The sequence below is a fragment of the Pantoea sp. Ap-870 genome, from assembly GCF_011752515.1.
Classification (GTDB): domain Bacteria; phylum Pseudomonadota; class Gammaproteobacteria; order Enterobacterales; family Enterobacteriaceae; genus Pantoea; species Pantoea dispersa.
The window spans coordinates 1,253,249-1,265,525 of record NZ_VWXG01000001.1 but is presented as its reverse complement, the minus strand read 5'-3'; the positions used below and the strand labels follow the sequence as shown (position 1 = coordinate 1,265,525).

The window sequence follows — 12,277 nt, the reverse complement described above, 5'->3', positions numbered from 1 at the left end:
CCGGGGATGAATCTACGAAGCAGGCTTTATGCCCAGGGGGCGCCCCCATCTCACCAGCAACTTCCCGATGATCAGTCGGGGATCATCATACCCGGAGGAGAATGATCGGGATATAAGGGGCGCCATTGATGCCGGCCTGGCATCGCGTAAATTCAGATGTCGGTCTGGTGAAAAGTGCAGCATGAAAGGGTGGCGGGAGAATGATTATTCGCCGCAAGCGGCTCACCCTGCGGGCCGCGCTGACGCGCGTTGTCTCACTGCGTTCGACCCGAACCTTCGGTCGAAGCTTCTCATCCTTCTCCAGGTGTTATTAACTGGCTTTATTGACTGGCTGGAAGAGGAGTGCAGCATGAGATGGTGGCGGGAGAAGGATTCGAACCTTCGAAGTCGATGACGGCAGATTTACAGTCTGCTCCCTTTGGCCGCTCGGGAATCCCGCCAGGGATATGAAGCTCAGAAGATTCAGGCACAGAATGGATTCAGATGGTGGCGGGAGAAGGATTCGAACCTTCGAAGTCGATGACGGCAGATTTACAGTCTGCTCCCTTTGGCCGCTAGGGAATCCCGCCACTGGCCTGAATCTTTATGCCTGAAAGCGGGGCGCATCATACCAAATGCGTTCAGTCTGTAAAGCGCCCACAGTAAAAAACTCAATCGTTTGCCCACTTTTTACGCGCGGCGCTGAAGAGTTGCGCAAATCAGCGCCGCAGTGGTTAAAGAATGATCGTGCGGTTGCCGTAAACAAACACGCGCTGGCCCAGCACTTTATACAGCGCGCGGCTCAGTACATTCTTTTCCACGTCGCGTCCGGCACGCATCATCTCTTCAGCGGTATAGCTGTGATCGACGTTAATCACGTCCTGCATGATGATCGGGCCTTCATCCAGGTTGTCGTTCACGTAGTGCGCGGTGGCACCGATGATCTTCACGCCGCGCTCATAGGCCTGATGATAAGGACGGGCGCCAATAAAGGCTGGCAGGAACGAGTGGTGAATATTGATGATCTGGTTGGGATAACGCTGCACAAACGCCGGCGTCAGCACGCGCATGTATTTCGCCAGCACAACGTAATCCGGCTGATAGCGATCGATCTCATCCGCCATGCGGTTATCGTGCTCTTCGCGCGTCAGGCCTTCATGGCTGACCAGCACGAACGGGATGTCAAAACGCTCGACCAGCGAACGCAGCGTTTCATGGTTACCAATAACGGCGGCGATTTCCATGTCCAGACCACCAAAGGCACTCTTCATCAGCAGATCGCCCAGGCAATGCGCCTCTTTGGTGACCAGAATCACCACGCGGCGACGTCCGGCGCTGTGCAGCTCACGTACCGAACCGGTCGGCAGCGCGCTGTCGAGGTCAGCCAGCAGCGTGTTGTCGTTGAAAATGCCTTCCAGCTCTGTGCGCATGAAAAAGCGCCCGGTACGGTGATCGACGAACTCATTGTTCTGCACAATGTTCAGTTCGTGCTTGTAGCAAATGTTGGTGATCTTGGCGATCAGACCTTTGGCATCGGGGCAAATGGTCCGTAAAACTTTTCGTTGCATGGTTTGCGCTTGCATCTCGATCAGAGTCCTGTCAAAGCGATGAATGGTGAAGCTGTTGGGCATCTGTCCAGATTAGCCACAACATTTTTTGTATTTTTTATCGGAGCCACAAGGACAGCGATCGTTACGCCCTAACTCCGGCGTTGTTCCGTCGACATAGTACCAGCGTTGATCCTCGCGAAGAAAGCGTGAACATTCATACAGGCTGCAGGTACGGCCTTTTTCGAGATAACGCGCAAAAAAAGTCACGAAGGCTTCATTCTCATGGCTTCCGTGATTACAACGGGTTACATTCAGGCCAAGCCATTCTGTGGTGGCGAAACTTTCGGATAATAGCGTCTCCAGTCCGGCCACGCGCTGGCTGGGATGCCAGGTTTCTACCAGCCAGGCGGCGTTTTGCTTAACGTAAGCGCTGTAACGCGAGCGCATTAACTGTTCAGCGCGCTGTGGCGTTTGTTGCCCGTTCAGAAAGGGCTGACAACATAGGCTATACTGCTCTCCGCTGCAGCAGGGGCACTTTTCGGACACATCATCTCCTGAGAGTGATTAAAGTTAATGAAAGTGTGCGCTATGTTAGCCGACTGGCCAGCGTGAAGCTACGCATCAGGTTGATCACGAGGTGAGATGAGAAAAGTCAGGATTGGGCTGGCCCTGGGATCGGGCGCTGCCAAAGGCTGGGCGCATATTGGTGTCATCAACGCGCTGGAGCGCGCCGGTATTGAGGTGGATGTCGTCGCCGGCTGTTCCGTCGGCGCACTGGTGGGTTCTGCCTACGTCAACGGCCGTCTGGCGTTGATGGAGAAGTGGGTCAGCGCATTTCGCTACTGGGATGTTATCCGTCTGATGGACCTCTCATGGCAGCGTGGCGGCCTGCTGCGCGGCGACCGGGTGTTTAGCCATATCCGTCAGCTGATCCCTAACGAGCTCATCGAAGACGCGGATAAGCGCTTTGGCGTGGTGGCAACCAACCTCAGCACCGGACGCGAGCTGTGGCTGACCGAAGGGGATTTGCACCAGGCGGTGCGTGCATCGTGTAGTATGCCAGGCTTATTGCCTCCGGTTGGCTACAATGGTTATTGGCTGGTGGATGGTGCGGTGGTCAATCCGGTGCCGATTTCGCTAACCCGCGCGCTGGGCGCTGACATTGTGATTGCCGTTGACCTGCAACATGATGCGCACCTGATGCAGCAGGATCTGCTGTCGGTCACGCCGCAGAGCGGTGAAGAGGCGGCAGCGGCAGAAGCACTGAGCTGGGGCAAAAAACTGCGCCAGCGTCTGATGGGGTTGACCCATCGGCGCGCCAGCCAGTCTCCAGGCGCGATGGAAATTATGTCAACGTCAATCCAGGTATTGGAAAATCGCCTGAAACGTAACCGTATGGCAGGCGATCCGCCGGATGTGCTGATTCAGCCTTTTTGTCCGCAGATTTCAACGCTGGACTTTCATCGGGCTGAAGAGGCCATTGCGGCAGGCAAGGCCGCCGTGGAGAAAAAAATGGATGAACTATTACCGCTGGTCCGTAGCAGATAATCAGTTGTTCATTCACGGGGGTTGTGACTTCAGCCAATTCTGAAAGGCGCAACGGCGTTTTATGAACCACTATTGAAATATCTGGTACGCAGGGGGAGAGAATGGAAAAACCGCTAATCGGCAAAAAGATACTCATTGTCGAAGATGAGGTCGTTTTCCGTTCATTGCTGGACACATTGTTAACTGGCCTCGGAGCCAGCACGTTCGAAGCGGGCGACGGACTCGACGGCCTGAGTTTACTCGCCGCGCAGTCAGTGGACCTGGTCATTTGCGATCTGGAAATGCCGCGCATGGGCGGTATTGAGTTTGTCGAGCGAATTCGTACACGCGGTAATAGCGTGCCCATCCTGATCATCTCCGCCACGCAGAACATGGCTGACATTGCCCACGTGCTGCGCCTTGGCGTGCAGGACGTGCTGCTCAAGCCGCTAAAAAACCTGGAACGTTTCCGTGAAGCGGTGTTTGAGTGCCTCTATCCTTCGATGTTCACCTCGAAAGTGGAAGAAGATGAACAGCTGTTTCAGGACTGGGATGCCCTGGTGCGCGATCCGCTCGCTGCCGCCAAGCTGCTCAAACAACTGCAACCGCCAGTCCAGCAAACCATCGCCAGCTGCCGCATAAACTACCGTCAACTCACCATGGCGGAACAGCCGGGGCTGGTGCTGGATATTGCCGCGCTGTCGGACAAAGATTTGGCGTTTTATTGCCTTGACGTAACGCGTGCCGGCGACAACGGCGTGCTGGCTGCATTATTGCTCAGAGCACTGTTCAACGGTTTATTGCAGGAGCAACTGTCCGGGCAAAAGCAGCGTCTGCCGGAACTCAATGGTCTGCTGCGCCAGGTGAATATGCTGTTGCGTCAGGCCAACCTGAACGGTCAGTTCCCGCTGCTGGTGGGCTACTACCATCGTCAGTTGAAAAATCTGATTCTGGTCTCAGCCGGTCTGAATGCCACGCTGCACATCAATACTCAGCAAATCCAGCTCAGTAACGGTGTGCCGCTTGGCACTATGGGCAGCACCCATCTTAATCAAATCAGCCAGCGCGCCGATGCCTGGCAATGTCACGTCTGGGGAGCTGGCGGCCGGCTTCGCCTGATGTTATCGTCCGAAGAATAGCCACTCAGATTTATATTTTCCGCGGGTTAAAGACAGGGCCAAAGCTTAGCTTTACACTTGGGTAATAGTCTTAAATTCCGCGGATTAACTCCATCCAGGATAAATCCGTCTGACACTAACTGATATACTCATTTCGTTTTTAAACCGACATATCAAGTATTAACTTGAACGGCCTATTAAGAGAGGTATTTGATGTCTGCCTATAAGTCTAAAGTAAAAAAAGCGGTAATCCCGGTTGCAGGTCTGGGTACGCGTATGCTGCCTGCCACCAAAGCTATTCCAAAAGAGATGTTACCGCTGGTCGATAAGCCGTTGATCCAGTATGTCGTGAACGAGTGTATTGCTGCGGGTATTAATGAGATCGTGCTGGTTACGCACTCCTCTAAAAACTCCATCGAAAACCATTTTGATACCAGTTTCGAACTGGAAGCGATGCTGGAAAAACGCGTGAAGCGTCAGCTGCTGGATGAAATCCAGTCAATCTGCCCGCCACACGTTACCATCATGCAGGTACGTCAGGGTATCGCCAAGGGCCTCGGTCACGCCGTGATGTGTGCTCATCCGCTGGTCGGTGATGAGCCAGTCGCGGTGATTCTGCCAGACGTGATCATTGATGAGTACGAATCTAACCCAACCAAAGATAACCTGGCAGAAATGCTGACGCGCTTTGAAGAGAGCGGTCGCAGCCAGATCATGGTTGAGCCAGTTGCCGATGTCACCGCTTACGGCGTGGTTGACTGCCAGGGCGCAGAGCTGGCCCCGGGCCAGAGCGCACCGATGGTGGGCGTGGTTGAGAAGCCAAAAGCCTCGGAAGCGCCATCTAACCTGGCGGTAGTAGGTCGTTACGTGCTGTCTGCGGACATCTGGCCTCTGCTGGCGAAGACCCCTCCGGGTGCCGGCGGCGAAGTGCAGCTGACCGACTCCATCGCCATGCTGATGGAAAAAGAGACCGTAGAAGCTTACCACCTGACCGGCGTGAGCCACGACTGCGGTAATAAACTGGGTTATATGCAAGCTTTTGTTGAGTATGGCGTGCGTCATCCGGTGCTGGGCAAAGATTTCGCTCAGTGGCTCGACGGCGTTGCAGGCAACAAAAAGTAATTCATTAAGCACAGGATAATTCAATGAAAGTCACTGTATTTGGTATCGGCTATGTCGGTCTGGTTCAGGCTGCGGTGTTGGCCGAAGTCGGACATGACGTTCTCTGTATTGATGTCGACGAAAAGAAAGTCGAAAGCCTGAAAAAGGGCATCATCCCAATTTTTGAACCGGGCCTGACGCCGCTGGTTATGTCTAACTATGAAGCGGGGCGTCTGAAATTCAGTACCAACGCAGAAGAGGGCGTAAACCATGGCGTAATGCAGTTTATTGCTGTGGGCACGCCGCCGGATGAGGATGGCTCTGCCGACCTGAAATATGTGACTGCGGTTGCGCGTACTATTGCGCAGCACATGAACGATCACAAAGTCGTCATCGACAAATCTACCGTACCGGTAGGCACCGCTGACCGCGTGCGCGCGGTGATGAGCGAAACGCTGAAGCAGCGTGATGCCAATATTGCGTTCGATGTGGTCTCCAACCCGGAGTTCCTGAAAGAGGGCGCCGCAGTTAACGATTGCATGCGTCCGGAACGTATCGTGGTGGGCACCGATAATGATGAAGTGGTCGAACTGCTGCGTGAACTGTACGAACCGTTTAACCGTAATCACGATCGCATGATTCTGATGGATATCCGCAGTGCAGAGCTGACCAAATATGCAGCTAACTGCATGCTGGCGACCAAAATCAGCTTCATGAACGAGATTTCCAACCTTGCGGAACGCCTGGGTGCTGACGTGGAAAAAGTACGTCAGGGCATCGGTTCTGATTCACGCATCGGTTATCACTTTATTTATCCGGGCTGTGGTTACGGCGGTTCCTGCTTCCCGAAAGACGTGCAGGCGCTGATTCGCACTGCAGAGTCAATCGGCTACACCCCGCGCCTGTTGCAGGCGGTAGAAGACGTCAACGATTCGCAGAAGAACAAGCTGCCGACGTTTATTAAACGTCACTTTGGCGACGATCTGCGTGGCAAGACGTTTGCGCTGTGGGGGCTGGCGTTCAAACCGAACACCGACGACATGCGTGAAGCCTCAAGCCGTGTGCTGATGGAAGCACTGTGGCAGGCAGGCGCAACGGTGCAGGCGTTTGATCCGGAAGCGATGGAAGAAGCCCAGCGCATCTACGGTCATCGTGACGATCTGAAGCTGTGCGGCACTAAAGAAGCTGCGCTGCAGGGCGCCGATGGTCTGGTGATCTGCACCGAGTGGCAGAACTTCCGTGCTCCGGATTTCGACGTGATTAAATCCTCGTTAAAACAACCCGTGATTTTTGATGGTCGTAACCTGTATGATCCGGAGCGTATCAGCAAACGCGGTTTCGTTTATTATGCAATCGGCCGCGGAGCGTCTATTCAAATTGTGTAATAAATGAGGGATGTATGAATTTTCTGGTCACCGGCGCGGCAGGATTTATTGGTTTTCACGTTAGTCAGCGTTTGCTGGCTGCCGGTCACCAGGTTGTTGGTATCGATAACCTGAATGATTACTACGATGTCAGCCTGAAACAGGCGCGCCTCGACCAGATTACCGCACATCCCGCGTTTACTTTCCTTAAAATGGACCTGGCGGATCGCCAGGCCATTTCTTCCCTGTTTGAACAGCATGCTTTTGCGCGCGTGATCCATTTAGGCGCACAGGCAGGGGTTCGCTATTCCATCGAGAATCCGCACGCCTACGCTGATGCCAACCTGATTGGTCACTTAAATATTCTGGAAGGTTGCCGTCATCATAAGATTGGCCACCTGCTGTATGCTTCATCGAGTTCGGTTTATGGCCTGAACCGTAAAATGCCGTTCTCCACGGATGATTCGGTTGATCATCCGGTATCACTTTATGCTGCGACGAAAAAAGCCAACGAATTAATGTCGCATACCTATTCACACCTTTACCAATTACCTACCACCGGATTGCGCTTCTTTACCGTTTATGGTCCGTGGGGCCGTCCGGATATGGCGCTGTTTAAGTTCACCCGCGCGATGCTGGCCGGTGACGCGATTGATGTGTATAACCGCGGCCAGATGACACGTGACTTCACCTATATTGATGATATTGCCGAAGCGATTGTGCGTTTGCAGGACGTGATTCCGCAGGCAGATGAAAACTGGACGGTGGAAAACGGCTCGCCTGCCACCAGTTCGGCGCCGTATCGCGTGTACAATATTGGCAATAGTCAGCCTACCAGCCTGATGACTTACATTGAGTCGCTGGAAAAAGCGCTGGGGATTGAGGCGAAGAAAAATATGCTGCCGATGCAGCCCGGCGATGTATTAGGCACCAGTGCAGACACCCAGCCGCTGTATGACGCGATAAATTTCCGCCCGCAGACCAGCGTAGAGCAGGGCGTGCAGCGTTTTGTTGACTGGTACCGCGACTTCTATCAGCAATAAGTCGCGATAAAAAAAGGAAGCCAGCGGCTTCCTTTTTTCTTACCCGGTGTAAAACAGAGCACAGCGCCAGGGCTGGCATGCTGCGAAGCACTGGTTCCTTACAGCAGGAAATCGTCCAGTTGTTTACCTTGTTCTTCAATCGCTTTTTTAATCACGGCTGGCGTACGTCCCTGGCCGGTCCAGGTACGGTTCTCACCGTTCTCGTCGACGTAACCATACTTCGCCGGACGTGCCGCGCGTTTGGCTTTACCTGGCGCTTTGGTTTCAGCTAATGCCTGCAGCAGTTCGTTTGGATCAATACCGTCTGCCATCAGCATTTCACGATATTGTTCCAGCTTACGGCTGCGCTCGGCATTTTCCGCCTGGGCAAGAGATTCTTCTTCACGACGTTCATTCACCACAACCTCAAGTTTTTCCAGCATCTCTTCCAGTGTTTCCAGAGAGCATTCCCGAGCCTGCGCGCGCAATGTACGGATATTATTAAGAATTTTAAGTGCTTCGCTCATTGTCCTAATCTCAAAATATAATAAATGGAGTTGTTCTGCCGCCTCATAATAGTGGCGGTGAAAAATAACTGCAATAGCCAGATTAAAAAGCAAAACGTAAAGTTAATGTTGTTAAGCTTTTTAAGGCGCTATTTATTATTCTTTTTATAGATTTGATAGCACAGGTTTTGCAGGGATAAATACCGCTGTGCGCCTTTCGCCCGGGCATCAGCGATAATAATACTGAATAAAATTGCTGCATGATCACGGCTTTGACATAACGTGCGAAATGTTGATAACGATGCTGCTGATCTATGACGATGACGTTAATTTGAGCAGTTGATAAAAATAATGCATCGCAACAGTGCAGCAGCTTTATGATAGACTCACGCGCAACAGTTTCGGGCAGTGACAAGAGACATTTATGGCGCAACTCTATTTTTATTACTCAGCGATGAACGCGGGAAAATCCACCGCATTGCTGCAGTCTTCCTACAATTACCATGAGCGCGGCATGCGTACGCTGGTGTATACCGCGGAAATTGACGACCGCTTCGGCGCCGGAAAAGTCAGCTCGCGTATTGGTCTTTCGTCTCCGGCTTTTTTATATAACGCGCAGACCAACCTGGAAAGTGAAATTGCGGAACAGCACGCGAAGCAGACGGTTCACTGTGTACTGGTGGATGAGAGCCAGTTTCTGACGCGGGAGCAGGTGAAAGCCCTGTCGGACGTGGTAGATAATCTGGATATTCCGGTGCTGTGTTATGGTCTGCGTACCGACTTTCGCGGTGAGTTATTTACCGGCAGTCAGTATTTACTGGCCTGGGCCGATAAGCTGGTGGAATTGAAAACCGTGTGTCACTGTGGACGCAAAGCCAGCATGGTGTTACGACTGGATGCTAAGGGTAAACCGTTCAGCGAAGGGGAGCAGGTGGTGATCGGTGGTAATGAGCGTTATATCTCTGTGTGCCGCAAGCACTATAAACAGGCGATAAATGACGGCTCGCTAAACGCCATTTACGGTTCACAACTGCCTCACGCCTGAATAGCCGCAGCATAAAAAAACCCGCCGCAGCGGGTTTTTTTGTATCAGGCCAATCAGGCCTTCTTGGTTTTCTTCTCACTCTTAACGGCTTTAGCTTCACCCTCAGCAGCAACACTGTTATCTGCTTCTGAGAACTCACGTCCATAGAAGGTATCCAGCATGATTTGTTTCAGTTCAGCAATCAGCGGATAGCGTGGGTTAGCACCGGTACACTGGTCATCGAACGCATCATCCGCCAGCTTGTCGACTTTCGCCAGGAAGTCAGCTTCCTGCACGCCCGCTTCGCGGATAGAGGTTGGGATACCCAGCTGAGTTTTCATCTCTTCCAGCCATGCCAGCAGTTTTTCAATTTTCTGCGCGGTACGGTCACCGGCAGCGCTCAGACCGAGATGGTCAGCAATCTCAGCATAGCGGCGGCGTGCCTGCGGACGGTCGTACTGGCTGAAGGCAGTCTGCTTGGTTGGATTATCATTCGCGTTGTAGCGAATCACGTTACAAATCAGCAGGGCGTTGGCCAGACCGTGTGGAATGTGGAACTCAGAGCCCAGTTTATGCGCCATGGAGTGACACACGCCGAGGAAGGCGTTGGCGAAAGCGATACCGGCAATGGTCGCCGCATTATGAACACGCTCACGCGCCACAGGATTTTTCGCGCCGTCGCGGTAGCTGGCAGGCAGATTCTCTTTCAGCAGCTTCAGTGCCTGCAGCGCCTGACCATCGGAGTATTCGTTAGCCAGTACCGATACGTAGGCTTCCAGCGCATGGGTGACGGCATCCAGACCACCAAAGGCGCACAGTGAACGCGGCATCTCCATCACCAGGTTGGCATCGACAATCGCCATATCCGGCGTCAGGGCATAGTCTGCCAGCGGATATTTCTGGCCGGTGGCATCGTCGGTGACTACCGCAAACGGGGTAACTTCTGAACCGGTACCGGAAGTGGTAGTGATGGCCACCATGCGCGCTTTGACACCCATTTTCGGGAACTTGTAGATACGTTTACGGATGTCCATAAAGCGCAGCGCCAGTTCTTCAAAATGGGTTTCCGGATGCTCGTACATCACCCACATAATCTTAGCCGCATCCATCGGTGAACCCCCGCCCAGGGCAATGATCACGTCAGGTTTGAAGCTGTTCATCTGCTCGGCACCTTTACGCACGATGCTCAGCGTTGGGTCTGCTTCTACTTCAAAGAACACTTCGGTTTCGATTCCGTGTGATTTCAGCACGCGGGTGACCTGGTCAGCATAACCGTTGTTGAACAGGAAGCGGTCGGTGACGATAAAGGCGCGTTTTGCACCGTCAGTCGCCACTTCTTCCAGCGCAATTGGCAGAGAACCGCGGCGGAAGTAGATAGACTTCGGAAGTTTATGCCACAACATATTTTCAGCTCGCTTGGCCACGGTTTTCTTGTTGATCAGGTGTTTTGGACCCACGTTTTCAGAGATAGAGTTACCACCCCATGAACCGCAGCCCAGCGTGAGTGAAGGGGCCAGCTTGAAGTTATACAGGTCACCGATCCCGCCCTGTGAAGCCGGGGTGTTGATCAGGATGCGCGCGGTTTTCATTTTGTCGCCGAAGAAGTTAACGCGCTCGCGCTGGTTATCCTGGTCGGTATAAAGACAGGAGGTGTGGCCGATACCGCCCATTGCCACCAGTTTTTCCGCTTTATCCACCGCATCGTAATAGTCTTTCGCGCGATACATGGCCAGCGTAGGCGAGAGCTTCTCATGGGCGAACGGCTCAGACTCATCCACCAGTTTCACTTCACCAATCAGAATTTTGGTGCTTACCGGCACGCTAATCCCTGCCAGTTCAGCAATTTTGTAAGCCGGCTGACCGACAATCGCCGCGTTCAGCGCGCCATTTTTCAGGATGATATCCTGCACCGCTTTCAGCTCTTTGCCCTGCAGCAGGTAGCCACCGTGGCTGGCGAAGCGCTCGCGCACGGCATCATAGACAGAGTCCACGACAATCACTGACTGTTCAGACGCGCAAATCACGCCGTTGTCGAAGGTTTTTGACATCAGGATCGAGGCAACCGCGCGTTTGATATCGGCCGTTTCGTCAATTACCACCGGGGTGTTACCTGCGCCCACACCAATCGCTGGTTTGCCGGAGCTGTAAGCCGCTTTCACCATGCCCGGACCACCGGTGGCGAGAATCAGGTTGATATCCGGGTGATGCATCAGCTGGTTAGAGAGCTCAACCGATGGCGCATCAATCCAGCCAATAATGTCTTTTGGCGCGCCGGCCGCGATAGCAGCCTGCAGTACGATGTCAGCCGCTTTGTTGGTGGCATCTTTGGCACGTGGATGAGGAGAGAAGATGATACCGTTACGGGTTTTCAGGCTAATCAGGGCCTTGAAGATGGCGGTAGAGGTCGGGTTGGTGGTGGGCACGATGCCACAAATCAGGCCAATCGGCTCAGCGATGGTGATGGTGCCAAAGGTATCATCGGTGTCCAGCACGCCACAGGTTTTTTCGTCTTTGTAAGCGTTATAGATATATTCGGAAGCGAAGTGGTTTTTGATGACTTTATCTTCAACGATACCCATGCCGGATTCGGCAACGGCCATTTTGGCGAGAGGGATACGGGCATCGGCAGCGGCGAGGGCGGCCGCACGGAAAATGGTATCAACTTGTTCCTGACTAAAATTGGCGTATTCGCGCTGTGCCTTTTTAACACGTTCTACCAGTGCGTTAAGCTCGGCAACATTAGTAACGGCCATAATACTCTCCTAAGGAAGTTAAACTTTTTTAGTAAACAAGCCTGAATCCAGAAGTATAGTCTCGTTACGCTTATGGATAGCTAAGGATGGCGATGCCCGTGCCGTTGCTTACTAAAAAGGTTTTTCCGCCAGGATGACCTGTGTCACAGGGTTGAGTTCCGATGGGCTAAGATTACCCCTGATGGGGTAGGCGATTTATGATGCAGATCAATTTAACTATCAGCTGACACCTTTCAGCGCTCACTTTTGCAAGTAAAGTTAGCGTCGACAGCTACAGAAGCCGATCTGACCCGCTGCAGGCCGATAACATCGCGCTAACAGTAGCGGAATAAA

Annotated in this window: 11 protein-coding genes, 2 tRNA genes and 1 other RNA gene; 6 read left to right on the top strand and 8 right to left on the bottom strand. The window is 53.0% G+C overall.

The window, feature by feature from the left end; genetic code table 11:
- Nucleotides 1–187: 187 nt before the first annotated feature.
- The 5 genes from F3J41_RS06135 to F3J41_RS06115 form a co-directional block, all read right to left on the bottom strand.
- Nucleotides 188–315, bottom strand: a non-coding RNA gene (locus tag F3J41_RS06135) — RtT sRNA.
- 40 nt (nt 316–355) lie between these two features.
- Nucleotides 356–440, bottom strand: a tRNA-Tyr gene (locus tag F3J41_RS06130).
- A gap of 44 nt (nt 441–484) precedes the next feature.
- Nucleotides 485–569 (bottom strand) — tRNA-Tyr (locus F3J41_RS06125).
- Nucleotides 570–713: 144 nt separating this feature from the next.
- A complete protein-coding gene (gene purU, locus F3J41_RS06120) occupies nt 714–1,562 on the bottom strand; it encodes a formyltetrahydrofolate deformylase (RefSeq protein WP_031280214.1) in 849 nt (282 codons plus the stop codon).
- Nucleotides 1,563–1,619: 57 nt separating this feature from the next.
- The gene (locus F3J41_RS06115) at nt 1,620–2,075 is read right to left on the bottom strand and encodes a YchJ family protein (RefSeq protein ID WP_040679954.1); all 456 of its coding nucleotides are present in this window, start codon (nt 2,073–2,075) and stop codon (nt 1,620–1,622) included.
- A gap of 96 nt (nt 2,076–2,171) precedes the next feature.
- Between F3J41_RS06115 and rssA the strand changes: the two genes are divergently transcribed.
- The 5 genes from rssA (at nt 2,172) to F3J41_RS06090 (ending at nt 7,682) form a co-directional block, all read left to right on the top strand.
- Nucleotides 2,172–3,077: a patatin-like phospholipase RssA gene (rssA, locus tag F3J41_RS06110; RefSeq protein WP_021510074.1), complete on the top strand. Its 906-nt coding sequence runs from the start codon at nt 2,172–2,174 to the stop codon at nt 3,075–3,077.
- Nucleotides 3,078–3,178: 101 nt separating this feature from the next.
- Nucleotides 3,179–4,195: a two-component system response regulator RssB gene (rssB, locus tag F3J41_RS06105; protein ID WP_059011644.1), complete on the top strand. Its 1,017-nt coding sequence runs from the start codon at nt 3,179–3,181 to the stop codon at nt 4,193–4,195.
- Between the two features lie 192 nt (nt 4,196–4,387).
- Nucleotides 4,388–5,296 (top strand): UTP--glucose-1-phosphate uridylyltransferase GalU, encoded by a 909-nt coding sequence (gene galU / locus F3J41_RS06100; protein ID WP_021510076.1) that lies wholly within the window; start codon nt 4,388–4,390, stop codon nt 5,294–5,296.
- 23 nt (nt 5,297–5,319) lie between these two features.
- Entirely contained in the window at nt 5,320–6,660 is a 1,341-nt protein-coding gene (locus F3J41_RS06095) for a UDP-glucose/GDP-mannose dehydrogenase family protein (protein ID WP_058757711.1), read from the top strand.
- A gap of 14 nt (nt 6,661–6,674) precedes the next feature.
- A complete protein-coding gene (locus F3J41_RS06090; protein ID WP_058757710.1) occupies nt 6,675–7,682 on the top strand; it encodes an NAD-dependent epimerase in 1,008 nt (335 codons plus the stop codon).
- Between the two features lie 98 nt (nt 7,683–7,780).
- Here F3J41_RS06090 and hns read toward each other — a convergent pair whose 3' ends face one another.
- The gene (gene hns, locus F3J41_RS06085; protein WP_031280215.1) at nt 7,781–8,188 is read right to left on the bottom strand and encodes a histone-like nucleoid-structuring protein H-NS; all 408 of its coding nucleotides are present in this window, start codon (nt 8,186–8,188) and stop codon (nt 7,781–7,783) included.
- A gap of 82 nt (nt 8,189–8,270) precedes the next feature.
- The gene (locus F3J41_RS06080) at nt 8,271–8,582 is read right to left on the bottom strand and encodes a hypothetical protein (protein ID WP_127834136.1); all 312 of its coding nucleotides are present in this window, start codon (nt 8,580–8,582) and stop codon (nt 8,271–8,273) included.
- 9 nt (nt 8,583–8,591) lie between these two features.
- Between F3J41_RS06080 and tdk the strand changes: the two genes are divergently transcribed.
- Nucleotides 8,592–9,212 carry a thymidine kinase gene (gene tdk / locus F3J41_RS06075; protein ID WP_058774613.1) on the top strand — a complete coding sequence of 207 codons (621 nt, stop codon included), beginning with the start codon at nt 8,592–8,594 and terminating at the stop codon, nt 9,210–9,212.
- Between the two features lie 53 nt (nt 9,213–9,265).
- Here the strand turns inward: tdk and adhE are convergent, their stop codons facing one another.
- A complete protein-coding gene (gene adhE, locus F3J41_RS06070; protein WP_058771261.1) occupies nt 9,266–11,944 on the bottom strand; it encodes a bifunctional acetaldehyde-CoA/alcohol dehydrogenase in 2,679 nt (892 codons plus the stop codon).
- Nucleotides 11,945–12,277 lie beyond the last annotated feature (333 nt).